This is a genomic window from Devosia sp. 919, assembly GCF_013185965.1.
In the GTDB taxonomy this organism is placed as follows: Bacteria; Pseudomonadota; Alphaproteobacteria; order Rhizobiales; family Devosiaceae; genus Devosia.
Window position 1 is genome coordinate 2,380,106 of the sequence record NZ_JABAOL010000001.1, and the last position, 24,255, is coordinate 2,404,360.

At 62.3% G+C, this 24,255-nt stretch carries 21 protein-coding genes; 16 read left to right on the forward strand and 5 right to left on the reverse strand.

Translation table 11 applies throughout. The features are described 5' to 3' along the window. Positions 1-69: 69 nt before the first annotated feature. The 5 genes from ruvX to dprA all read left to right on the forward strand — a co-directional run bounded on the left by ruvX (position 70) and on the right by dprA (position 4,690). Positions 70-534, forward strand: a complete 465-nt coding sequence (ruvX, locus tag HRQ64_RS11660; protein WP_127753175.1) for a Holliday junction resolvase RuvX — start codon at positions 70-72, stop codon at positions 532-534. A gap of 68 nt (positions 535-602) precedes the next feature. Next, a complete protein-coding gene (locus HRQ64_RS11665) occupies positions 603-1,589 on the forward strand; it encodes an aspartate carbamoyltransferase catalytic subunit (RefSeq protein WP_172123400.1) in 987 nt (328 codons plus the stop codon). After that, the gene (gene pyrC, locus HRQ64_RS11670; RefSeq protein ID WP_172123401.1) at positions 1,586-2,884 is read left to right on the forward strand and encodes a dihydroorotase; all 1,299 of its coding nucleotides are present in this window, start codon (positions 1,586-1,588) and stop codon (positions 2,882-2,884) included. The genes HRQ64_RS11665 and pyrC overlap by 4 nt, the downstream gene beginning before the upstream one ends. 69 nt (positions 2,885-2,953) lie before the next feature. Next, complete coding sequence (gene plsY / locus HRQ64_RS11675) at positions 2,954-3,559, forward strand: glycerol-3-phosphate 1-O-acyltransferase PlsY (RefSeq protein WP_127753178.1); 606 nt, start codon at positions 2,954-2,956, stop codon at positions 3,557-3,559. A 3-nt stretch (positions 3,560-3,562) separates the two neighbouring features. Beyond that, the gene (gene dprA / locus HRQ64_RS11680; protein ID WP_172123402.1) at positions 3,563-4,690 is read left to right on the forward strand and encodes a DNA-processing protein DprA; all 1,128 of its coding nucleotides are present in this window, start codon (positions 3,563-3,565) and stop codon (positions 4,688-4,690) included. Positions 4,691-4,706: 16 nt separating this feature from the next. Here dprA and HRQ64_RS11685 read toward each other — a convergent pair whose 3' ends face one another. Next, the gene (locus HRQ64_RS11685; RefSeq protein ID WP_172123403.1) at positions 4,707-5,738 is read right to left on the reverse strand and encodes an aldo/keto reductase; all 1,032 of its coding nucleotides are present in this window, start codon (positions 5,736-5,738) and stop codon (positions 4,707-4,709) included. Positions 5,739-5,884: 146 nt separating this feature from the next. On the opposite strand from HRQ64_RS11685, the gene topA reads away from it, so the two are divergent. Next, positions 5,885-8,521 (forward strand): type I DNA topoisomerase, encoded by a 2,637-nt coding sequence (gene topA, locus HRQ64_RS11690; RefSeq protein ID WP_172123404.1) that lies wholly within the window; start codon positions 5,885-5,887, stop codon positions 8,519-8,521. Positions 8,522-8,718: 197 nt separating this feature from the next. Here the strand turns inward: topA and HRQ64_RS11695 are convergent, their stop codons facing one another. Further along, positions 8,719-9,765 (reverse strand): dipeptidase, encoded by a 1,047-nt coding sequence (locus tag HRQ64_RS11695; RefSeq protein ID WP_172123405.1) that lies wholly within the window; start codon positions 9,763-9,765, stop codon positions 8,719-8,721. A gap of 294 nt (positions 9,766-10,059) precedes the next feature. Between HRQ64_RS11695 and rnr the strand changes: the two genes are divergently transcribed. From rnr to rpmG, 3 genes are all read left to right on the forward strand, one after another. Continuing rightward, positions 10,060-12,342 (forward strand): ribonuclease R, encoded by a 2,283-nt coding sequence (gene rnr, locus HRQ64_RS11700; protein WP_172123406.1) that lies wholly within the window; start codon positions 10,060-10,062, stop codon positions 12,340-12,342. Positions 12,343-12,346: 4 nt separating this feature from the next. Next, positions 12,347-12,745, forward strand: coding sequence for a DUF983 domain-containing protein (locus tag HRQ64_RS11705; protein WP_127753184.1), 399 nt, complete (start codon positions 12,347-12,349; stop codon positions 12,743-12,745). A gap of 82 nt (positions 12,746-12,827) precedes the next feature. Continuing rightward, complete coding sequence (gene rpmG, locus HRQ64_RS11710; RefSeq protein WP_035096841.1) at positions 12,828-12,995, forward strand: 50S ribosomal protein L33; 168 nt, start codon at positions 12,828-12,830, stop codon at positions 12,993-12,995. 361 nt (positions 12,996-13,356) lie between these two features. Here the strand turns inward: rpmG and HRQ64_RS11715 are convergent, their stop codons facing one another. Together HRQ64_RS11715 and HRQ64_RS11720 are read right to left on the reverse strand one after the other, a co-directional pair. Further along, positions 13,357-14,727 carry a PleD family two-component system response regulator gene (locus HRQ64_RS11715; RefSeq protein WP_172123407.1) on the reverse strand — a complete coding sequence of 457 codons (1,371 nt, stop codon included), beginning with the start codon at positions 14,725-14,727 and terminating at the stop codon, positions 13,357-13,359. A gap of 75 nt (positions 14,728-14,802) precedes the next feature. Then, complete coding sequence (locus HRQ64_RS11720; protein ID WP_172123408.1) at positions 14,803-15,174, reverse strand: response regulator; 372 nt, start codon at positions 15,172-15,174, stop codon at positions 14,803-14,805. Between the two features lie 99 nt (positions 15,175-15,273). Between HRQ64_RS11720 and HRQ64_RS11725 the strand changes: the two genes are divergently transcribed. The 7 genes from HRQ64_RS11725 (at position 15,274) to HRQ64_RS11755 (ending at position 20,753) form a co-directional block, all read left to right on the forward strand. Next, positions 15,274-15,555, forward strand: coding sequence for a DUF3572 family protein (locus HRQ64_RS11725; RefSeq protein WP_172123409.1), 282 nt, complete (start codon positions 15,274-15,276; stop codon positions 15,553-15,555). Positions 15,556-15,877: 322 nt separating this feature from the next. Then, complete coding sequence (locus tag HRQ64_RS11730; RefSeq protein ID WP_127753188.1) at positions 15,878-16,336, forward strand: RidA family protein; 459 nt, start codon at positions 15,878-15,880, stop codon at positions 16,334-16,336. A gap of 56 nt (positions 16,337-16,392) precedes the next feature. Then, positions 16,393-17,154: a glycerophosphodiester phosphodiesterase family protein gene (locus HRQ64_RS11735; RefSeq protein ID WP_172123410.1), complete on the forward strand. Its 762-nt coding sequence runs from the start codon at positions 16,393-16,395 to the stop codon at positions 17,152-17,154. A gap of 40 nt (positions 17,155-17,194) precedes the next feature. After that, positions 17,195-18,322, forward strand: a complete 1,128-nt coding sequence (locus HRQ64_RS11740; protein ID WP_349236738.1) for a GNAT family N-acetyltransferase — start codon at positions 17,195-17,197, stop codon at positions 18,320-18,322. A gap of 72 nt (positions 18,323-18,394) precedes the next feature. After that, on the forward strand, positions 18,395-19,519 hold the full coding sequence (locus HRQ64_RS11745; RefSeq protein WP_172123412.1) for a hypothetical protein: 1,125 nt from the start codon (positions 18,395-18,397) through the stop codon (positions 19,517-19,519). Between the two features lie 42 nt (positions 19,520-19,561). Further along, on the forward strand, positions 19,562-20,017 hold the full coding sequence (locus HRQ64_RS11750; protein WP_172123413.1) for an HIT family protein: 456 nt from the start codon (positions 19,562-19,564) through the stop codon (positions 20,015-20,017). Beyond that, positions 19,950-20,753, forward strand: coding sequence for a YoaK family protein (locus tag HRQ64_RS11755; RefSeq protein WP_172123414.1), 804 nt, complete (start codon positions 19,950-19,952; stop codon positions 20,751-20,753). The genes HRQ64_RS11750 and HRQ64_RS11755 overlap by 68 nt, the downstream gene beginning before the upstream one ends. Here HRQ64_RS11755 and HRQ64_RS20490 read toward each other — a convergent pair. Then, positions 20,671-24,153 carry an AsmA-like C-terminal domain-containing protein gene (locus HRQ64_RS20490; protein ID WP_172123415.1) on the reverse strand — a complete coding sequence of 1,161 codons (3,483 nt, stop codon included), beginning with the start codon at positions 24,151-24,153 and terminating at the stop codon, positions 20,671-20,673. The two genes, HRQ64_RS11755 and HRQ64_RS20490, sit on opposite strands and share 83 nt — an antisense overlap. Positions 24,154-24,255 lie beyond the last annotated feature (102 nt).

Sequence of the window (24,255 nt, forward strand, 5' to 3'; positions counted from 1 at the left end):
GCAAAGTCCAATCGCCAAAGTCAGGGGAAAACTATAGGAGCGGCACCATTGAGCAAGCCGAGGTGCAGCATGAGCGACGATCTCCCGGAAAATCCCCTCGCTGGTCTGCCCCCCACCGGCAAGCTGCTGTGTCTTGATCTTGGCACCAAGACGATCGGCGTGGCCGTCTCAGACGCGATGCGCTATTCGGCGACGCCGCTCGAAACCATTCGGCGCACCAAGTTCACCCAAGATGCCGAGCGACTCGACGAGTTGATCGCACAAAATAATGCCGTCGCGATCATTCTCGGCCTGCCGCTAAACATGGATGGCAGTGAAGGGCCGCGGGTGCAATCGACGCGGGCCTTCGCCCGCAATCTAGCTGCGCGGATCAGCATTCCCATTGCATTCTGGGACGAGCGCCTGTCCACCAGCGCCGTTACCCGCATGATGATCGACGCCGATCTGCGGCGCGACCGGCGCGCCGAACTGGTCGACAAACTCGCGGCCAGCTACATCCTCCAGGGCGCGCTCGATCGCCTGCGCCGGGGATAAAGCAACAAACAGTTGAACACCCGCCACCCCTCCGCTAGACCGCAGCTAATTGCAGGGGATCCGAGGCCATGGCTGAACCAACCGGCGGCAACGTCACGCAAGCTGGCAGCAGCGCTGGCGACTTCCCCCCCTTTCGCCAGCGTCACCTGCTTTCCATCGCCGATCTAAAGCAGCACGAGATCATCGACCTGCTCGACCGGGCCGAGCGCATGGTCCCCGTTTCGCGCCAGGAGCGCAAGACGCATCCTACCCTGTCGGGTAAAACCCAGATCAACCTGTTCTTCGAACCCTCGACCCGTACTCAGGGCTCGTTCGAGATCGCCGGCAAGCGCCTCGGCGCGCTGGTGATGAACATGTCGGTAAAGTCCTCCTCGGTATCCAAGGGTGAGACGCTGGTGGATACCGCGACAACGCTCAACGCCATGCGCCCGGATGTGATCGTGGTGCGCCATTCGGCGGCCGGCGCGGTGGAGCTTCTCTCGCAAAAAGTGGGTTGTGCGGTTATCAATGCTGGTGACGGCGCCCACGAACACCCCACCCAGGCGCTGCTCGATGCGCTCACCATCCGGCGCCATAAGGGCCGTATCAATGGGCTGACAGTCGCGATCTGCGGGGACATCGCCAATTCGCGTGTGGTGCGGTCCAACCTGCTGTTGCTCGGCGCGCTTAATGTCCGCACCCGGGTGATTGCCCCGCGCAATCTCTTGCCTGCGGGGATAGAGCAACTCGCAACCGAAGTGTTCACCGATATGCGCAAGGGCCTCGAGGGTGCTGACGTGGTTATGATGCTGCGCCTGCAGCATGAGCGCGCCAATGGCCGCATGATCCCTTCGGTGCGCGAATACTACCGCTTCTACGGGTTGGACGCCGATAAGCTCAGCCATGCCAAGCAGGATGCGATTGTGATGCATCCCGGCCCGATGAACCGGGGCGTGGAGATCGACCCAGCCATTGCCGACGGTCCCGCTTCGGTGATTACCGACCAGGTGGAAATGGGCGTGGCCGTACGCATGGCAGTGCTCGATGCCTTGCTGCCTGCGGGAGACGTTCGATGAACCGCCCATTGCTGATTGAGAACGCCCGCCTCGTTGATCCGGCTTCCGGCACAGATGCCCGCGGAGCTGTGCTGGTCGAGAATGGCGTCATCACCGATCTCGCGCTTGAGGGGCCCATCGGTGTCCCTGACGGAGCCGAGGTGATCGATGCTGCGGGCCACGTGCTGGCGCCGGGCCTCATCGATATGCGCGTGTTCACCGGCGAGCCCGGCAAGGAATATCGTGAAACGCTCCAGTCGGCCGGCGAGGCCGCCGCCGTCGGCGGAGTGACGAGCTTTGTGATGATGCCGGACACCAGCCCGGTGGTCGACGATGGTGCGCTGGTGGATTTCCTGCTGCGCCGGGGCAAAGCCACGAGCAAGGTCAATATCTTGCCCGCCGCCGCGATCACCAAGGGATTGCGTGGCGAGGAGATCACCGAGTTCGGGCTGCTCCAGGAAGCCGGCGCTGTTTGCCTGACCGACGGGCGCAGCTCCATCCAGTCCAGCGCGCTGCTGCGCACGGCGATGAGCTATGCCGCCAATTACGACATGCCGGTCGTTCATCACCTCGCGGACCGTGGGCTAGTTGGCGATGGCGTAATGAACGAAGGCTTCTTCGCCACTATTTTGGGCCTCAAGGGCATTCCGCGAGAGGCGGAAACCATTCCCCTGGCGCGGGACCTGCAACTCGCTGCTTTGACCGGCGTGCGCTACCACGCGGCACAGATTTCCACTGCCAGCTCCGCCGAACTGGTCCGGGCGGCCAAGGCCCGGCACGCCAATGTGACGGCCGGCGTGTCGATCAACAATCTGGCGCTCAATGAAAACGACATCGGCCGCTACCGGACTTTTTTCAAGCTCGCAACACCCCTGCGCTCCGAAGATGATCGCCAGGCCATGATCGAGGCGCTGCGCAACGGCACGATCGACACCATCCATTCCGATCATGACCCACAGGACAGCGAGGTGAAGCGGCAGCCCTTTGCCGAAGCCTCGGATGGCGCGATCGGGCTCGAAACATTGCTGGCGGCGGCATTGCGGCTGGTTCATTCCGGCGAGGTGGATCTCCTGTCGGTGCTGCGGGCGATGACCATCCGGCCGGCGCAAATCCTGGGCCTGCCTTCCGGGCGTATTGCGCGCGGAGCACCAGCCGACATGATCTTGTTTGATCCCGATTATCCCTGGCAGGTCAGCGAAACGGCGATACGCTCGCGTTCGCGCAACACCAGCTTTGAAGGCGCGCGCCTTGCCGGCAAGGTAATGCGCACCATTGTGGGTGGACAAACGGTTTATCTCCACACCTACACGCTCTAGCCATGTGCGAGCCCTTGTGGAACGGGCGAGGCTGGGGCTACCAATACTCACCTTCGCTCGGAACCTGTTATGGCCCCTGATCTGCTTACCCTGCTCTACGCCATCGTGCTCGGCTATCTCTGTGGCTCGGTGCCGTTCGGCCTACTGCTGACTCGCGCGGCCGGGCTTGGCGATATCCGCGCGATTGGCTCGGGCAATATCGGTGCCACCAATGTGCTGCGTACTGGCAATCGCTGGCTCGCGGCCGCAACGCTGGTTCTCGACGCCGCTAAGGGCGCCGTGCCGGTTTTGCTGGCTCGCTATCTTTGGGGCGAGGACGCGGCAATGGTTGCTGCGATCGGCGCCTTTATCGGGCACTGCTTTCCGGCGTGGCTGGGCTTCAAGGGCGGCAAGGGTGTCGCCGTGCTGATCGGTGCCCTCCTGGCGTTGTCTTGGCCTGTGGGGCTGATCTTCTGCGCGGTCTGGCTGCTGATCGCGGTGACGCGCAAGACCTCCTCCCTCGCTTCACTCACCGCTGGCGCCACCGCGCCGATTTTTGCCTATGTCGTCGTCAATGAGTGGCTCGCGGTAGCAGTGGCGGTCATGGTGATCCTGCTCTTTATCCAGCATCGCACCAACATCGCCCGTCTGATGGCGGGAACCGAGCCAACCATCGGCTCTACCAAGAAAGCCTGATCCGTGGGCAAAGGCGCTGCACTGGTTTCTGACCAAGAGCGCCTTGCCTGGCTTCGCCTGATTCGCACTGACAATGTCGGCCCCGTCACTTTTCGCCAACTGCTCGGCCGCTTCGGTTCAGCCGAGGCGGCGCTCGACGCCCTGCCCGGCTTGCTCAAACGGGCCGGAACGCAGCCGCGCATCTCGACCCGTATGCAGGCCGAAGACGAACTCGCTGGCCTGCAGCGCTTCGGCGCCCATCTCGTGCTCAGCTGCGATCCCGACTATCCGCCCCATCTCGGCTTCATTGCCGGCGCGCCGCCGGTGCTGACCCTCGCGGGCGGCGCCAATCTGGATTGGCGGCGCACCGTGGGCATGGTCGGTGCGCGCAACGCCTCCTCGGCCGGGGTGAAGATGACGCGCCTGCTCGCTACCGATCTTGGTGCCCGCGGTTATACGATCGTTTCCGGCCTCGCCCGCGGCATTGATGCAGCGGCCCACCGGGCAAGTCTGCAAACCGGCACCGTTGCGGTCCTGGCGGGCGGCTTTGACCAGATCTATCCCGATGAGAACATTCCGCTTGCCCATGACATTCTCGACCACGGCGGCGCCTTGCTCACCGAGATGCCGCTCGGCTGGGAGCCTCGTGCCCGCGATTTCCCGCGCCGCAATCGGCTGGTGTCAGGGCTGTCGCTCGGCATTGTCGTGGTGGAAGCGGCCAAACGCTCGGGCTCCCTGATCACGGCGCGCCTTGCGCTGGAGCAGAACCGGGATGTCTTTGCGGTGCCGGGTTCGCCCCTGGATCCCCGGGCCGAAGGCGGCAATGCCTTGATCCAGCAAGGGGCGAAGCTGATCACTAATGCCGAGGACATCATCGAAAGCCTGGGCTCGGCCGATCCGTCGCGCCAAGCCCTATTTGATCGACAATGGGAGCCGGACCCCGACGAGGTCGGCGCTGGGTCAGACGTCCCCGATCCTAGTGACGCGGATCGCTTGCGCGATTTGTTGAGCACCGCTCCGATGGAAGTCGATGAACTGCTGCGGCAAACCGGACTGTCTGCCGCAGCCATGCAGATGCTGTTGCTGGAGCTCGATCTGGCGGGCGAGATCGAGTGGTCGAGCGGTCAGCTGGTCGCTAAACGCTACCGCTGACCGCCGCGCCTTCGCTTTAGCGCCCGCCTTCGAGCTTGCGATGGCGCTGGTTGATGCCACCAGCGCCATAGGGGTAATCGCCGATCTGCGGCTTGCTCGCCTCGTCAAGCCGCGCAACCTCCTCAGCGCTTAGGCTCAGATCGCCCGCAGCCATGTTGTCGGCCAGCTGTTCGCGCTTGCGGGCGCCCAGGATCACCGAGGTGACGGCGGGTTTTTGCACCAGCCAGGCCAGCGACACCTGCGCTGCACTGACGCCACGCTGCTCGGCGATCTGCATGACCGCGTCGATAACCGCCCAGGTCTGTGGGTTGGCATTGCGCTTTTCATACGCCTCCATGCCTCGCTTCGGGTTTTCGCCCAGCCGCGTTGCCCCGCTTGGCATTTCGTCACGCTTGTATTTGCCCGACAGCCAGCCGCCAGCCAGCGGCGACCAGGGCAGTAGGCCCATGCCGGCATCGAGCACGGCAGGCACGATTTCGTGCTCGATATCGCGCACCAGTAGATTGTATTGCGGCTGCAAGGTTACGGGAGGGGTATAGCCCTGCGCCTTGGCAATCCACACTGCCTTGGTCAGCTGCCAGCCGAGGAAATTGGAAAAGCCGTAATAGGCGATTTTGCCGTTACGCACCGAATCATCAAGGAAGCGCAGGGTTTCCTCGATCGGCGTCAGCGCGTCCCACGCATGCATCTGGTAAAGATCGATCTGCTCGACGCCCAATCGCCGCAGCGAGGCATCCAGCGCGTACCCCAAATGCTTGCGCGACAAGCCAAGGCCGTTGGACCCTTCCAGCGTCGGAAAGCGGCCCTTGCTGGCAATCACCAGCCGGTCAGCCATCCCGCCCTTGCTCTTGAGCCAGCGACCAATGATCTCTTCGGAGGTGCCATTGGTGTAGACGTCAGCCGTGTCGAGGAAATTTCCGCCCGCCTCGACATAATCATCCATCAAGGCGAACGAAGTGGCCTCGTCCGCGTCCGACCCGAAGGTCATGGTCCCAAGGCAGAGTGCCGAAACCACGGTGCCGCTATTGCCCAGTTTGCGTAAATCCATTGTCAACTTCCTCCTGTTGATCGCCACAACGGCCCGGACGACACTCGGCTCCACGGGATCATACTAAATCAGCGCCCGTTGACACTGCCCCTCGGCTTCACCATGTTGCGCCACCTTGCGTTGCAGTGTTTCGGATCGGGTTTTCCATGAAGGTCGTTGTCGTTGAGAGTCCGGCTAAGGCTAAGACAATCAACAAATATCTGGGTAAGGACTATGAAGTCCTGGCCTCCTTCGGCCATGTCCGTGATCTGCCCGCCAAGGACGGTTCAGTCCGGCCCGACGAAGATTTTGCCATGTCCTGGGAGGTTGATACCGCCTCCAAGAAGCGCCTTGCCGACATTGCCAACGCGCTTAAAGGCGCTGATGAACTGATCCTTGCGACCGACCCTGATCGCGAAGGCGAAGCCATTTCCTGGCACGTGCTCGACGTGTTGCGCCAGAAAAAGGCGATCAAGAAAGACACCCCGGTCCAGCGCGTGGTGTTCAACGCCATCACCAAGGATGCCGTGACTGCGGCCATGGCCAAGCCGCGCGACATCGACATGCCGCTGGTCGATGCCTATCTCGCTCGCCGCGCGCTCGACTATCTCGTGGGCTTCACCCTTTCGCCGATCCTGTGGCGCAAGCTGCCCGGCTCCCGCTCGGCCGGACGCGTGCAATCGGTGGCTTTGCGCCTTGTGTCCGACCGCGAGTCCGAGATCGAGCGCTTCAAAGCCGATGAGTACTGGTCGGTGGAAGCCAAGCTCGCGCAAAAGGGCAAGAGCTTCGTGGCCCGGCTTTATTCGGTGGATGGCAAGCGCACCGACAAGCTCGCAGTAAAGAACGGCGAGGATGCCGCCGCACTCAAGGCGCTGATCGAATCGGGGCAGTTCAATGTTTCGGGCGTCGAGAAGAAGCCCACCAAGCGCAACCCCTATGCGCCCTTCACCACCTCTTCGCTGCAGCAAGATGCCTCGTCCCGGCTAGGTCTGTCGCCGTCGCGCACCATGCAGATCGCCCAGCGCCTCTACGAGGACGGGTTGATCACCTATATGCGTACCGACGCGGTGCAGATGGCCCCCGAAGGCATCGCCATGGCGCGCTCTGCCATCACCAAGAACTTTGGTGCCGAATACCTGCCGGAAAAGCCACGCATCTATCAGACCAAGGCCAAGAACGCCCAGGAAGCGCACGAGGCCATCCGTCCCACCGATATGCTCAAGCATCCCGATACGATGAGCAATCTCGATGCCGACCAGCTCAAGCTCTATGGCCTGATCTGGCGCCGCACGCTGGCGTCACAGATGCGCTCGGCCGAGATCGATCGGACCACCGTTGACATCGCCGTCAATGTGCCCGGCCGCCAGGTCGAACTGCGTGCTGTTGGCTCCGTCGTTACCTTTCCCGGCTTCCTGGCGCTGTATGGCGTTGAAGCCAAGAGCGACGATGACGAGGAAGACGAGGACAGCCGCGAATTGCCGCCGCTGGCCGTTGGCGACAAGCCTGCCCTGCAGGCCGTCGAAATCGAGCAGCACTTCACCCAGCCGCCGGCCCGCTACACCGAAGCCAGTCTGATCAAGAAGATGGAAGAGCTCGGCATCGGTCGGCCCTCCACCTATGCCGCTACCCTCTCGACCCTCAAGGATCGCGACTATGTGCGCCTTGAGGGTAAGGCGCTGCATCCCGAGGATCGCGGCCGCATCGTCACGGCCTTCCTCGAGAGCTTCTTCAATCGCTATGTGGAATATGGCTTCACTGCCAATCTGGAAGAACAGCTCGATCTGATTTCCGCCGGTGAGCTCGACTACAAGCAGGTGCTGCGCGATTTCTGGCGTGATTTCACAGTTGCGACCACCGAGATCAAGGATCTGCGGGTCACCGAGGTGCTCGACGCCCTCAATGACTTGCTGGAAGACCACATCTTCCCGGCCAAGCCTGATGGATCGGATCGTCGCCTGTGCCCAACCTGCGGCACGGGCCAGCTGTCGCTCAAGCTTGGGAAATACGGTGCTTTTATCGGCTGTTCGAACTATCCCGAATGCAAGCACACCATGCAGCTGTCCGACGCGGCCACTGGCCAGTCCTCGGAAGCGGCGGCAGGTGACGGCGTGTTGGGCACCGATCCGGAAACGGGGGAAGAGGTTTACCTCAAGACAGGGCGCTTTGGCCCCTATGTGCAGCTTGGTGACGGCAAGGAGCCCAAGCGCTCCTCCCTGCCAAAGGGCTGGGAAGCAGCGTCCCTGACGCTCGACAAGGCCCTGCAGTTATTGTCACTGCCACGGGAAGTGGGCACCCATCCGGAAACGGGCTCGCCGATCACGGCAGGGCTCGGGCGCTACGGCCCCTTCATCCTGCATGACGGCAAATACGCCAATCTACCCGATGTGGAGGAAGTGTTCACCGTCGGCATCAACCGCGCCGTGGACCTCCTGGCGCAAAAGGCGGCGGGCGGTTTCAAGCGCGGTGGCGCTGCCGTCGCCGCGATCCAGACATTCGAGCACGACAACGGCCCCATCACCGTGCGTGCTGGTCGCTATGGTCCTTATGTCAACCAGGGCAAGATCAACGCCACCATTCCCAAGGACATCAAACCCGAGGATGTAACGGTGGACCAGGCGGTGGAATGGATCGCCGCGCGCGCCGAAGCCACCGGCACCAAGCCCAAGAAGGCACCGGCCAAGAAGGCAGCTGCTAAGAAACCCGCTACCAAGACTGCTGCCGCTAAAAAGCCAGCGGCCAAGAAAGCTGCGACCAAGAAGGCGACCGCCACCAAGACCGTGGCCGACGAAGACGTTCCGTTCTGACGCATGGTTTGTCGGGGCGCGCGAGCATGATCTGGATCAAGGGCACTGATCGGCCCCTGCTTTAGCTTAGCACTGCAACCCCAAGGGGGGGCTTACGCGCCGCAAGGACAAGGTTGCGTGGTCACCGGCGCCGGCTTCGGCCTCGGACGAACCCGGCACCGCGTCGGCTGGAGCGCCGCCAGACGCCGGCCACCGGTTCAGCCGATTGTGCGTTCGATCAGCGACAGCCAGTTGTCGCAGGCGATCTTGCGCACCAGCGTTTCGCCATAGCCCTTGTCCAACAGCGCGGCGAGCAGCTTTTGCACGCCCGTGACATCGCCGATCTCGGCGGGGATCATGGCGCCGTCAAAGTCCGAGCCAAGCGCCACGCCGTCTTCGCCCAGCGCTTCCACCAGACTGTCCACATGACGGACCATCATTTCGACGGGCGTATCGGCGCGCATTTGCCCGTCCGGACGCAGAAAGCCTGTGGCAAAGTTCAACCCGACAACGCCCTTGCTTTCGGCGATCGCTGCCAGCTGCCAATCGACGAGGTTGCGCGCATGCGCGGTGATGGCATGGACATTGGAATGAGTGGCAACCAGCGGCTTGTTGCTGATCGCAGCCACATCTCGAAACCCCGCGGCATTAAGATGCGACAGGTCGATCATCACGCCGAGGCTATCGCAGGCGCGCACCAAGGCTTTGCCCGCATCCGAAAGTCCCGGGCCGATATCTGGATCGGCGGGGTAGCGAAACGGCACGCCGGTGCCAAAGGCATTGGCGCGGCTCCACACCAGCCCGATCGAGCGCAAACCGGCCGCGTAAAGCACATCAAGGGAGCGCAGATCCGTGTCGATCGCTTCGGCGCCCTCGATATGCAGCACTGCTGCCAGATTGTCGGCCGCGATCGCCTGGCGAATCTCGGCAGCGCTCCGGCACAGGCTTAAGGCGCCAGCCCGCTCCAGCCGCAGCAGGATCGAGGCCATGGCAAGAGTCACCGATTGCGCATCGGCCAGCGGCAATTCAGGGGGAAGCGTGGAGCTTGGATTGGCCGAATTGGCTACCACCGATCCAAGGCCGCCCTTAAGCGGTGGCGGAAAGATCGCAAAGAACCCGCCCACCATACCGCCCCTTTGGGCACGTGGACCATCGATCTGGGCCGCAGGCATCCCCTCCACAAACAGCCGCTCGGGGTCGGCGACACCCGCTTCCAGCAGCTTGAGCAAGGTGTCGTTGTGGCCGTCGAAAAATGGAATGGTCATGGGAACTCAGCAGAATCGGTGGAATCTGGGCACCCTAGCATCCTCTGGACGGGGACGGGTCAGCCGATAACCTGTGCCTTGTTCCGCATGGACGACCTCGGTGAAGATAGAGCAATAACGGCCTTATCCCGGCCATACTCGGCACCAGAGCGCAATAACCTCGATCTCGTCGCGCAACATTCCAGCCGCGTCAGACATTGAAATTGGGCAGGTCGGGCGGACTTGGCAGAGCGGCGGTTTGCAAAAGCCCGGGCGATCCCTATTTATGTTGCAACATAAAAAGAACTGACACTTATGGCCAAACTACAAACAAGAGCAAAAAACACTTCCGGCCCCAAGCGCCCCCGCCTCAGTGCTGCCGAGCAACTACCTTCACGCGAGCAATTGCTGCAGGCGCTCGCCGAAACGCCCGATCTCAAGGGCAAGCGCGATCTGGCCAAGCTGTTCGGCATCCGCGGCGATCTGCGCAAACCATTCAAGGCCATGCTGGCTGAGCTGGAAGGCGAGGGCGTTATTACCCGCACGCGCAAGGCGCTGCGCCGTACCGCCGCCCTGCCCCCGGTAACCGTGCTCGACATCCCCACCGATGCCGATCCCGATCACCTTCACGCCTTCCCTGCCCAATGGAATGACGAAGAAGGCGAGCGCCCCCGCGTCCTCGTTTATCAGGGGCGCGACGCCCGCGTCGTACCCGCTCCAGGCGACCGCATCCTGGCCCGTATTGACGCCGGTGATGGCGAGATCCCGGCCTATACCGCCCGCCCGATGAAGATCCTCGACAAGCCGCGCCGCGCCCATATCGGCATTGTGCGGATGGACGAGGACGGCGCCCGCCTCATTCCCGTGGATCGCAAGCAAAAGGAAATGCGCATCCCGATGGGCGACCTTGGCGAGGCCCGCGACGGCGATCTGGTGGAAGTGGAGGTCAAGCTTTCAGGCCGCCTGATGATCCCGCGTGCGCGCGTTACGGCCGTGATCGGCAACCCGGCTTCCGAAGGCGCCATCAGCCTCATTGCTATCCACAGCCTCGAGATCCCCTATCGCTTCCCGACATCGGTGCTACGTGAGGCCGAGGAAGCCAAGGAAGCCACGCTCAAGGGCCGGGAGGATTGGCGTGACCTTCCGTTGATCACCATCGATCCGTTCGACGCCAAGGATCACGACGACGCCGTCTATGCCCAGTCCGATCCCGATCCCGCCAATGCCGGCGGGCACCTGGTCACCGTGGCCATTGCCGATGTGGCGGCCTATGTCCGTCCCGGCTCAGCGCTCGACCGCGAGGCCTATCTGCGCGGCAATTCTGTTTACTTTCCTGACCGCGTCGTCCCCATGCTGCCCGAGCGCATCTCCAACGAGTTGTGCTCGCTCAAGGAAGGGGAACCGCGCGCGGCCCTTGCCGTGCGCATGGTCATCGGCGCCGACGGGCGCAAGCGCTCGCACAGCTTCCACCGGGTGCTGATGCGCTCGGCCGCCAAACTGTCCTATCAGCAGGCACAAGCAGCCATTGACGGCCAGCCCGATGACAAGGCTGGCCCGCTGCTCGAGCCGATACTGCGCCCGCTCTGGGACGCCTATGAGACCATGGCCAAGGCACGCGACCAGCGTGGGCCGCTCGATCTCGACCTGCCCGAACGCAAGATCGTTCTGGACGAGAAAGGCATGGTCAAGGACATCCGGATCCCCGAGCGCCTCGATGCCCACCGGCTAATCGAAGAAATGATGATCGCGGCCAATGTCGCGGCGGCCGAAACGCTGCAGGCCAAGAATATGCCCCTGCTGTTTCGCGTCCACGATACCCCTTCGACCGAGAAACTCGCCGCCCTTCGCGATTTCCTTGGTTCGCTCGATATTGCGGTCAAGAAATCCGACGCGGTGCGAGCCAGCGACTTCAACGGCATCCTGGCCCAGGCCCGCAAGGCGGGCAATGCCGAGCAGGTATCGGAAATGGTGCTTCGCTCGCAGGCGCAGGCAGAATATGCCCCCGAAAATTACGGGCACTTCGGCCTCAACCTCGACAACTACGCCCACTTCACCTCGCCCATTCGCCGCTACTCGGATCTGATCGTCCACCGCGGCCTGATCCGGGCACTGGGCTTGGGTGATGATGGCCTCTCGGACAACGAGATGCAAAAGCTTGCCGGCATCGGCCAGCACATTTCAGCGACCGAGCGCCGGGCCATGGCGGCGGAACGAGAAACGTCCGACCGCCTGCTGGCGCAATTTCTGGCCGGCCAGATCGGGGCGCGGTTCGAGGGCCGGATCTCCGGGGTTACCCGCTCCGGCCTGTTCATTCGGCTCCTTGATACCGGAGCCGACGGCTTTGTTCCCGCCTCCACCCTGGGAGCCGATTTCTATCGTTATGAGCAAGAGCAGCAGGCAATGATCGGCGATCGCACCGGCGAGAAGTTCGCCCTGGGCGACCGCGTGACCGTTCGCCTGCTCGAAGTTGCCCCCGTGGCAGGGGCAATGCGGTTTGAACTTCTCTCGGAGGGCAGCCGCGTCAATCCGTCAACTACACGGCGGACAACGAAACGCCCATCTAGGACACTCGGCCCCAAAGGCCGTCGCAAGAGGTGACGCCATGAGCATCGTAGCCAAAAGTACCAATCAACGCAGCGTCATGCAGGCTATGTGGCGTGGCGTGCTGTGCAAGTGCCCACATTGCGGCGAGGGCAAGCTGTTCCGTGCTTATCTAAAAGTCGCCGACCGCTGCGAAAACTGCGGTGAGGAGTTTCACCATCATCGCGCCGATGACTTGCCGCCCTATATTGCCATCACCATTGTCGGCCACCTGCTTGTTGGCGTGATGATGCATATGGACATGACCTATCACGTCAATCCGCTGACCTATCTTTATACCATGGTACCCTTGGGCATCATCATGCCGCTGGCTATGCTGCCCTCGATCAAGGGTGCCGTTGTGGGGCTGCAATGGGCCAACCGCATGTATGGCTTCGACCCAGCCAAGCGTGAGGCTTGACATCCGGCGGTAAATCCGTAGGTTGCACCCAAATTCCGGCGCCGCGTTCGCGGCGCCTCTTTGTTTACGCGAGGACACTCCAATGGCCAAAGCCGCTTCCGTCAAGATCAAGCTCGTGTCGACGGCTGATACTGGCTTCTACTATGTCACCAAGAAGAACGCCCGCACCCAGACCGAGAAGCTGTCGTACAACAAGTACGACCCGGTTGTGCGCAAGCATGTTGAATTCAAGGAAGCCAAGATCAAGTAATTGATCCTCTTCCTAGCCGAACAAAAAACCCCGCAGCGATGCGGGGTTTTTTGTTTCTGAGGCTGCGAGCAGCGGCCACGGCCTGCAGGCCACCCAGATGATGAAAGGAAAGTGGCTGGTCCGGAGCGGCATGTCGAAGAGGCCACTCTGTCCGCGTCCGGACCAGCCGCCCTACGGTCTCAGGAGTTGCGGCGGACCTGAGAGAGCCGTAGGGAACTTTGGGCACCATCCACAAGAACTTGGCAGCGCCGTTAAAGAAACCCTACGCCTGCCCCGCTAAAACTCAAGCATATCCAGCAGGTTGTGGCCGCTAAGCTTCTGTTAAGTATAATGGATAACCCTAACGACGTAGCTGGCAGGCTCAAGCGGCGTCAAAGACAACTTGGTTACGGCCCTGCCGCTTGGCGCGATAGAGCGCCACATCGGCTCGCTTCATCAGCACTGCCGGCGTATCCGAGACGCTCTCGTTGAGTGTCACGCCAGCCGAAACCGTCACCCACATCGGCCGGTCGCCGCCGACATCAAAACCCTGTTCGGCAATGGCTCGGCGCACCCGCTCGGCGACGGCTTCCGCCTGCCCCATATCGGTATCGGGCATTAGCACCACGAACTCCTCCCCGCCGAAACGGCAAGCAAGGTCGACGCCTCTGACGCTGCGCCGCAACCGCTGCGCGAACTCCTTGAGCACGCTGTCGCCCACATGGTGCCCATAGGTGTCGTTGACGGCCTTGAAGTGGTCGATGTCGAGAATCATGACGGCCATGTCCCGACCTTGCGACTGCGCCTTGCTCAACATCACATGCAGGTGCCGCTCGAAATAGCGGCGATTATATAGCCCGGTCAGGTCGTCCGTTACCGCCATGGCCATGGTGTTGTTGACGCTTTGCCGCAGCTCCAGCGCATAGCGCTGCCGGCGGATCTGCGTGCGCACCCGCGCCGCCAACTCATTGCGCTCGACCGGGCGCATAATGAAATCATTTATCCCCAGATCCAGCGCCCGCACCACTTTGGGGCGGTCGGTTTCATCGGCAATCAGAATGATGGGCAAGGTGCGCGTATGTTCGAGCGTACGGATCTGCGAGCACACCCGGAGCGGGTCGAAATCCTCCAGCGCCATGGCGACGAGCACAACTTCGTAGGGCGCCCCGGTAACCTGGAACACGGCATCGGCGGGCTGAACGAGCACATCAACGCTATGCTCGGGAACAAGATAGGTCTTGATCCGCTCGGCATGGCGCGCGTCGGTGTCGATCACCAGCACATGCCCGCCGCCGGTGTCGACATTGTCCATCGCACGCAGCGCATCCTCGATGGCGATCTGCTGGCCCGTGAGGGCCCGCGCGCGCAGCTCGTCGGTCAGCGTCTTGAGGCGCACCAGGCTTTTGACCCGGGCCATCAGTTGCATGTCATCGACTGGCTTGGTCAGAAAATCATCGGCGCCCACTTCCAGCCCCCGCACCTTGTCGGAGGGCTGGTCGAGCGCGGTAATCATCAGCACCGGAATGTGGTTGGTTCTCGGGCTCGCCTTGAGGCGGCGGCACACTTCAAAGCCATCCATATCGGGCATCATCACATCGAGTAGGACGATATCCACATCATTGCGATTGCAGATTTCGATGGCCTGCGGGCCGGAACTGGCAGTCAGGACCTCGTAATACTCAGCGGCTAAGCGAGCCTCCAGCAGGCGTACATTGGTCGGAATGTCGTCGACGATCAATACGCGTGCAGTCACTCTTCGCCCCACCTACCACAGCCGGCATATAGACGACCGGGCAGCACCATGGCCGCGCCGAGCGCAACGGCCCCCTCAAGCCGGGCCAATATAGCGGGCAATAGTTTCCAGAAAGTGAGGCACCGAAATGGGCTTGGAGATGTAACCCTCGCAACCTCCTTGCAAAATCCGCTCTTCGTCGCCCTTCATGGCAAAGGCAGTCACCGCGATTACCGGGATATGGGCAAGCTCTTCATCATCCTTGAGCCACTTGGTCACCACCAGGCCCGACACTTCAGGCAACTGGATATCCATCAAGATCAGGTCGGGATGGTGCGCGCGCGCCAGATCCAGCGCTTCCATGCCGGAGCGGGTCTGGATGACGGCGTAACCGCGCGATTCGAGCAGATCGTTGAAGAGCTTCATGTTGAGCTCGTTGTCTTCCACGATCATCACTGTTTTTGGCATCAAACCTCGCTTGCGCTGCTCGAGTACCCTCAGCACTTCGTTTTACCGCGCCATTCAGGTAACATCGAACTCATTACAAAAGACCAAATGAGCCTGGCTGTGCCCCGTATTGAATCTGCGCCCCTTCCCAATGCCTCCGGGCTCGCCGATGCCTGCCTCTCCTACCTTGCCGAGAACCCGGATGAACTCTTGGCATTCATGCAGGTCGCCGGCCTTGATCCCGACTCGCTTCGGCGCTCCACCGGTTCCCCAGCCTTCCAGCACGGACTTATCGACTATTTTGCGGCCAACGAGCCGCTGCTCCTGTCACTTTGTGCCAATACCGGCATGGCACCCGAAACCTTCATGCGAGTCTGGCACCAGCTCAATCCAGCCGGCTAAGCACGAACGCCTTCAGGGCATGCTGCCGGTTTTCACTTGCGCCGCCGCCCCGGAGCCCTGATGATCCGGCGACACGGCTGATGTGCTCGATGGCGTCGGCTGCCCTCTGCTGAACCGGCCAGGTGTTGGGGTGCGCTGCCGGCCGCTCGGAATCGGTGTATCGGTTTCGGGAAGGCCAAGGCTACGGTGCGATCTGCCGGAGTTCGGCAATGCCGAGGCCCGCAGTCGAGTTGAACATCTCAGCGCATTGGGCTTCGGCCATGCAAGTGAAGCCGATGCACGGCCGGCCCAACCAAAATGACGACAACCAAGGCAAACAGCGATGACCAGTCCCACTGAAAAACTGCGTGAATACGGCTACGAGCTCCCTGCCCCCAAACCGCCGGTCGCCAGCTATGTTCCGGTGACCCGCACCGGCAATATCCTGTACGTGTCGGGCCAGATCTCCAGCAATGAAACCGGCGTCGTCACCGGCCTCCTGGGCGATACCATGAATGTCGTGCAGGGCGGCAACGCTGCCGAACTCGCGGCGCTCAACGTGTTGTCGCAAATCGTCCATATGGGTGGCGTGCCGCTGGAAGAGATCAAGCGCATTCTCAAGATCACGGTTCTTGTGGCTTCAACGCCTGACTTCACCGAGCACCATCTGGTTGCCAACGGGTGCTCGAACCTCCTGGTCGGGGTGCTGGGTGACCGGGGTAAGCATGCCCGTGCCGCCTTCGGCGTTGCCGCGCTGCCCTTTGGCGCCGCCGTGGAAATCGAAGCCGTGGTGGAAGTCTAGCCACACACCCGGTTCTCGCCCACCTCCATATCCCCAGCACAACTGGATACCAAAACTTGACCGACCTGCCCCTTTTCCCGCGTCCCGTCGCCCATCGTGGTCTGCACAATCGTGCCGCTGGTGTCATCGAAAACAGCGCTTCCGCCTTTGAAGCCGCTATCGCCGGCAACTGGGCGATCGAGTGCGATCTGCAGCTGACCTCGGACGGCGTGCCGGTGCTGTTCCATGACAGCAAGCTTGAGCGCCTCACCGGACGCACCGGTGCGGTCAGTGAGCTCACTGCTGCCGAACTCACCGCGATCCCCTTACTCGACAGCGCCGCCGGTGATCGGCCCCAGCGCTTTGCCGAGTTCCTTGAACAGATCAATGGCCGTGCGCTGCTGCAGATCGAGCTCAAGCATCAGGCCGACAGCGCCGGCACTCAGTTGCTCGCCCGCGCGGCGGCCGAAGCGCTGAAATCCTACACGGGACCGGTGACGGTCGAGTCGTTCGATCCCAATCTGATCACCCAGATCCGCCAGTTCGGCTTCGCGGGCCCTCGCGGCATCATCACCTATAACTACGAAGGCGCTGAAGCCGAACAGAACTACACGGCAGAGCAGCGCTGGACCCTGCGCCATCTGCTGCACTGGCATGAAACTCAGTTCGATTTCATCTCCTGTGCCAAGGACGCGCTGGAGCTGCCCGCGATCAAGTTCTGGCGAGCACTCGGCAAACCGGTGACCGGCTGGACGATCCGGTCTAAACAGGAGTGGGAAGCCGCCCGGCCCCATATCGACCAGATCGTCTTTGAAGGCTTCGACCCGGACCTTGCCTGATCCCGGCTATACCGCCACCATCCATCCAACCACCGCCGGCATTTCGGCGGCGGTTTGGAACAGCCTTGTGCCGTCCACGAACGGGGTGGCGGATAACCCGTTTCTGAGCCACGCCTTCTTCCTGGCCCTCGAACAATCCGGCTGCGCCACTGCCCGCACCGGCTGGCAACCTCAGCACATCCTGCTGGCCAACAGCGCGGGCCAGCCCGTTGGGCTGATGCCGCTCTTTCTCAAGTCCCACTCCATGGGCGAATATGTCTTCGACCACGGCTGGGCCAATGCCTTCGAGCGCGCGGGCGGGGACTACTACCCCAAGCTGCAATGTTCGGTGCCGTTTACCCCGGCCACCGCGCCCAAGCTCCTGGTACCTAGCGGTAGCCTTGAGGAACAGGCGGCGCTGCTTTCCGCCGCTCAGCAACTCGCCAGCCAGCGCGACGCCTCGTCGGTGCACATGACCTTCGTGCCCGAAGCCGAGGCCGATCTGGTGGAAACAACTGGCTGGCTCAAGCGCCTCGACACCCAGTTCCACTGGCACAACCAGGGCTTCGACAGTTTCGAGGGTTTTCTCGAAACCCTCTCCTCGCGCAAGCGCAAGACCATCCGGCGGGAGCGCCGCGATGCGCTCGTCGATGGCCTTACGGTCAAGTGGCTGACGGGCTCTGACCTCCAGGAGCATCACTGGGACGCCTTTTACGATTTTTACGAGGATACCGGGGCGCGCAAATGGGGCCGGCCCTACCTCAATCGCAAGTTCTTTTCCCTGCTTGGTCAAACCCTTGCCGACCGGATCGTGCTGATGCTGGCCTATGACGGCCCCACCCCAATCGCCGGCGCGATCAACTTCCTTGGCCATGATCGCATCTTCGGGCGCAACTGGGGTGCTACCCGCGAGGTGCCGTTTCTCCACTTCGAGCTCTGCTACTACCAGGCGATCGATTACGCCATCGCGCACAAGCTGGCTGTGGTGGAAGCCGGGGCCCAAGGCGAACACAAGCTCGCCCGCGGCTATGCTCCCGCCACCACTTATTCCGTGCACTATATCGCCCATCCTGGCCTGCGCGGGGCCATTGCCGACTTCCTTGAGCATGAGCGCGCTTCGGTTGCGCGCGAGCAGGAAGCGCTGGACACCTACACTCCGTTCCGCAAGGGCGAGCGCACCGACCGCTAGCGCGGCACGATGCCCCTTGGACTTAGCCGGCACCGGAGGCTATGTAGGTTAACGCTCCCTGCAGGAATCCGCATGAATATCTCTGACGCTTTCGTCTTTATTCTCCAGGCCGGCGTCACCTTCGTGTTCTCCACCGCCCTCTTCGATGCGCTGCACTGGTTGCTGCATCGCTGGGAAACCTCGCGGTTCAAGCTGTTGCGCACCTTCTCGTCCTGGCACTGGGTGCATCACAAGTTTCTCGACCTCGATATGAAGATCAATCCGGCCTATGCCCGGGCCAATATCTGGTTTCACATCCTGCCGGAATACGCGACCTCGATGCTGGGGATCGCGCTGTTCCTGCTCGTTTTCCCTTGGCCGCCCATAGCGCTTGTGGCTGTCATTCGTACCATCATGCTGGTGATGACCTTCCGCGAGGAAGGGCTCGACTACAACCACATGGCGATGGATCGCGTCGGTGCCCAGCAGGGTCTGCTCTGGGTGGACAACAACTACCACGCCATGCACCACGTCTACCCGCATAACTTCTTTTCGTCCTTCGCCAACATCTTCGACCTGCTGTTCGGCACCACTTGCCAGATCAAGGGTCGCCGCTTTCTCGTTACCGGCGCCAGCGGGTCTTATGGCTCGGCGATGGTGGCAAAGTTGACCGATCTGGGTGGTCTTGTGGAAACCGCCAAGTCAGGCACCGATTTTTCAGCCGGCGACTATGACCGCATGCGCGAAAAGCTTGAACGCGCCGAGGTGCTGGTGCTCGCCCATGGCGCCAAGTCGCAGGATTGCTGGAACGCCAATTTCGTCACCTTTACCGATCTGGTCGAGCTCTTCACCGCCCTTGGCAAAGACAGGCTCACCCCGCCCGAAGTCTGGGCGGTGGGCTCGGAAGTCGAGTTTCACGGCGATATGGGCATGGAAGAGCTCAAGGATTATTCGGCGTCCAAGCGCGCCTTTGCGCGCCGTGCGCTGGATTATTACCACTCCGACGCTGTCTTCTACCGTCACATCGTCCCGTCGAGCTTTACCTCCGCAATGGGCAAGGGGGCAATGAGCGCGGCCACCGCCGTCAACATCACGCTGTTCTTTATTCGCCGCGGCTTTTCCTATGTGCCGGTCACCTTTACCGGCCTTGCGGTTCTGAACTATTTCCGCTTCCGCTTCTTCCAGCGCCGCTCGGGACAGGCAGCCCCGGCCGAATAGGCGGTTGATCTCGGCTCTTGAGCCGAGCACCTTGCCGGGAGTATGCCAAGGCCATCCACTCCCGCGAGGTACACCGTGAGCACTGCCTACGATCCCAGCAACATCTTCGGCCGCATTCTCCGGGGCGAAATGCCAGCCCACAAGGTTTACGAAGACGACACCGCCTTGGTGATGCTCGATGTGTTCCCCCAGTCACGCGGGCACACGCTGGTTCTGCCCAAGGCTGCCTCGCGCAACCTGCTCGACGCGGATCCGGCCACCCTCTCGGCCGTGATGCCGATCGTGCAGCGGGTGGCTGTTGCGCTCAAGGCAGCGACGGGGGCTGATGGCATTCGCCTCGTCCAGTTCAATGAAGCCCCAGCTGGACAAAGCGTGTTTCACCTGCATTTCCACCTCATTCCCGTCTACGAGGGCGAGGCTTTAGGCGATCATGGCAAGGGTGCTGCTGACGCCGCTGAAATGGCCGGGCTGGCGCAAGAAATCGCCAGCCGACTTTAAGCCGGTGACGCCCGCTCCCAAGCTCGGCCAAGGGCTCTTGCTCACCGGATTGGCCGGGTTCATCGATGCGATCGGCTTTATCGAACTGGGTGGCTACTACACCTCGTTCATGAGCGGCAACACCACCCAATTGGGCAATTACCTGCTCGATACGCCCTCGGCAGCCGCGTTGCTGCCGCTGGGCCTCTTGCTGCTGTTTTTCACTGGCAGCACGGTGGGATCGCTGCTGTCTTTGGCAAGCGAGCGTTTTGGCCCAGCCCTTGTTGCGGCCTTGTTGTTTTCCAGCACAACAGGGGCAATCGCCTTGCACTTTGCCGGCGCCGACTCGCCGCTTTCGATGGGACCCCTGGCGTTTGGCGCAGGCGCCCAGAACGCTTTGTTGTCCCCTGCCGGCTCCGTTCGGCTTGGCGCCACCTTCGTGACGGGAACTCTGTTCGCTGCCGGCCAGGACCTGGCCAAGGCCATCCACAAATTGGCCCCGCGCTGGCGATGGACGCAACACCTCCTGGTTTGGCTTTCCCTGTTGCTGGGTGCCGCCCTGGGCGCGGCATCCTATCAGCGCCTGGGCCCGCTCGCCCTGCTTGCACCCGCGGCTCTCCACGCTGCCTTCTGCCTCGGGCTGGCGCTGCGGCAGCGCAAGGCGGGCCCCCGGCCTAGTCGACCCGTGGCTGCTCGCGCGAGCGGAACTCGAACAATTCGCGGAAGGCTCCGGGCACCAGCGCCGATAGCGGGTTGATGCGGAAATCGGGCTTGGCGAGTGGTCCCTTGACTGCAAAGGTCACGCCCACCAGCCCCTCACCATCACGTCCGCCCAAGAGCGGCCCGAGCAGCGGGATTTTCTGAAACGCGCTGTTGAGCCCGAATAGCGGCACATAGGTGCCCGCCAGATCGTATTGCCGCTGGTCGGTATAGATGAAGCCGCGCATCGTTCCGCCTACGGTGTCGCCGGTCAAAACAGCATTGGTAACCTCGACGCGGTCCGAGCGCCGCACGAAATTGACCATGCCGCGGTCGAAATCCAGCCGGTTCCCGCGCGCGATCACCGCTCGCGAATCCGCGTGGTTGCCAAGCACCTGCGCAACATTGGCCTCGTCCACAATGGAAAAGCCGCGCATGCGCAACTGGCCGAACTCGGCGCCTGCTTCGCTGTCGGTGGTCATGACGAGATTGCCCTCGCCGCCCCCCAGCTGTGAATACACGCCCAGGAGCCGCAGGATCGTTCCGGCATCGCTGAATGCCACCGTCATCGTGCGCCCCTTGGGCGCGGGATTGGTGGTGACCGAAATGGCGTTGTCATCACCAAACTGCGCCGTCAGCCGCGCCCGCCGCATGTCGCTGCCCTTCAGGGACAGGTCCAGATCGAGATTGAAGGCGGTCGTGGCGTAATAACCCAGCGCTCGATCGAGCTCCACGTCGAGCACCAGCGTCTGGTCGAACTCGGTGGTTTGCACCCCCCCGGTGCCTTCATCTAGGCTGAAGAAGCGCTTCAGCATGGGCTTGAGGTCCAATTGGGTACCGCGCACCTGCACGGAATAGCCGCCGTCGATCGGAGCGAGCTTGAGTTGCGCACCATCCCCCTCGCTGAGGCCGAAATCGATGAACTCGGCACTTTGCAGCCCAGCCTCGGCGTCGAACTTGAGGCCACCCTTGAGTTTCACGGTGTCAAAAGCCAGATCAATCCCGAATAGCTCGGTTACACCATCGGTTTGCTTGACGATTGTCTGCAAGGTGCCAGGGACGCCGGCAGCCTTGCTCAACCCCAGATCCCCAATGGTGAGCGCTGCCTCCTTGAGGTCCACCGCGATCTGCAGCGAGCCATCCGGCAGCGGCTGCGCCACAAAGCCAACCTGCCCGCTCATGAACGGCGAGGCATCGAACCCCATGGCGGCCAGGTCCTTCACCTCCACCGTGGAAGCGAGCCGGAACGCCGGCTGAGTTTCCGGCGTGCCGGCAATCTCCAGCTGCGCCTCCATACCGTCTATGTCAGCGGTACCTTGCACCTGATAGCCGTCCTGCGACGCGCTGAAGGACAGCTGCCCGTTGCCGATTGTGCGCTCCTGTATGGCCTGAGTGCTGGCGAAATTGGCGACATTGCCATTGACCACATAGTCGAGGTCCAGCGGCGCGCCGCTTGCTTCATCGGGCAGCTTGATGGTTGCCACAAGCCCCAGATCGATCTGACCCGATAGCGCGGCAAGATCGAGCGGCAGGCTGGCTTGCGCCAGCATTTCGGGCTGCTGTTCCTTGGCCAGGGCAAGCAGGGAGGGAATACCGGCGCTCACATCGCCCGAGATCTCGAGAATGCTTTCTGCGGGATTGGAGTTGTCCATGATCACGGCCGGGTTGCGCACCGCAATCGGCCCGGCCGTGGTCGCGATGGCACCCCCACCAGCCGAAACCGTCAGGTTGGGGCCGCTCAATTGCAATCGCGTTTCGCCATCAATGGCGATATCGGCCATCTCCGGCACTGGCTTGACCACGACGCCGGTGCCAACCATGTCGATCTGCATCGCTTCGGGCGATATCGGCTTGTCCTCGCCACCCACTTCCAGGCTGCCCACCGGAAATTTGAACTTCAGCCGCGCGCGCGTCACCATACCGTCGCTAACATTGGCCACAAACCAGTCACGGCTTTCCGTGCCCAGCATATAGGGCCAGAGGCGTTTCAGGTCGTCCGCACTGACTCCTTGGCCGACAATGGTCATGTCGAGAGCCATGCCGGCCTTGAGGATATCGATCCGGCCGGCGCTTTCGACGATGGCCGCGCCCTTTTTCGCGACGAGCCGGTCGATGCCCGTGGCACCATAAAGTGGCGCCGACCAGCCCGAGAACTCGACGCTGTCGAATGGCTCCGCCGGTGCCGCCATGTCGTTGGGGTGCACGCGGACCTCGCGTGCCTTGATCAGCATGCCGATCGTCGGCCCGAATTCCGCATCCAGGCCGAGCGCAAACGTGCCTGAAACGCGGGCGGAACTCTGGCCGATCTGCAAGGCGGCCTCGTGCAACTCGAACCGGGCGTCCTTTGGCGACCAGGTCACGTCCATGATCGAGCTCGCGACGGGGAAGAACTCGTCCTCGATGCGCATGTCGAGGCCCGTCAGGTCGATCTTGAACGCGCCGTCCACGAGCTTGCCCGTCTCGGGCGCAAAATGCACATCGATGGATAGCGCACCCGCGCCCCGCAGGGCCGCAATGCTTTCAGCGTTATCGACAAAGGGGGCCACGGCCGCAAAATCGATATTGGCAATGTCGGCCTCGAGCCGGGAGCCACCCTTGTCGTCGAGAGTGCGCGACAGGCTCCCCATCATCGTACGCCCTCCCAGGGCGGCCGAGAATGTCCCCCTGGTGTCCTCGCCGCCGGGCGTAGGGCCGATCTCGAGGTTCACGCCGTTGAACTGACGCATCCGCCCGTAAACCGCATCGATCATCTCGACGGTGCCGTCCTTGATCGTCAGCTTGGAGAACCGGCCCTGTTGCGCCTGCTCCACAATGTCGGCCACACCCTTCTCGCTCGCCTCGAGATTGTAGATAAGCCAGTCATTGTCGGACCGCAGCTGCAGCGGCACCGACCCACCCTGAACGTCGACGCCATTGGCGGAAATGTTGACGCTGGGGAACGCATCCTCCCCCTCCAGCACCCTTGCAGTCGTCCCGCCCTGCTCCCCGGCCACTAGCTCAAAGCTCGTGGTGCGCGGCCCAAACAGGTCCTGCACGATCTGGATGTGGGGGCGCACAATGGTGATGGTGGCCCCAGGCTGCCCAACCAGCGCGCGGATCGGCGAGAATCCAATCTCAAGCGCATCCATCTTGACCTTGGCGCCGGTCTTGGCATCCGTCATCAGCACGGGCGAGAACTGCAGCACCGGCCAAACGCCACGTTCAAGCGCCAGCGCCATTCCCCCCAGATCGAGCTTGCTGGTGGGCGGCATGATGGATTGCGCCAGCGCACGCGCCGCTTCACCGCCAAATGGCAGTCGCAGCGGGGTCACCAGCAGCACTAAATACAGAACGATCAGCAGGACGGCTGGCACGCCCAACACCCAGGCGCCCATCTTGGCGGCAAGACGCATAGGATGCCGACGCCGCATTGCGGGGGCTGGACCTGGCGTGTCTTCGAGGGTTGTTGACGCGCTCACTTACATCCAGATCAAGCTCGGCCGATAAGTCTCCCGGCCTCTTGAGAATCAACCGCAAGTGGCGGCTTCTTGCGCGATGATACCGGCTGGAATATGGCACCG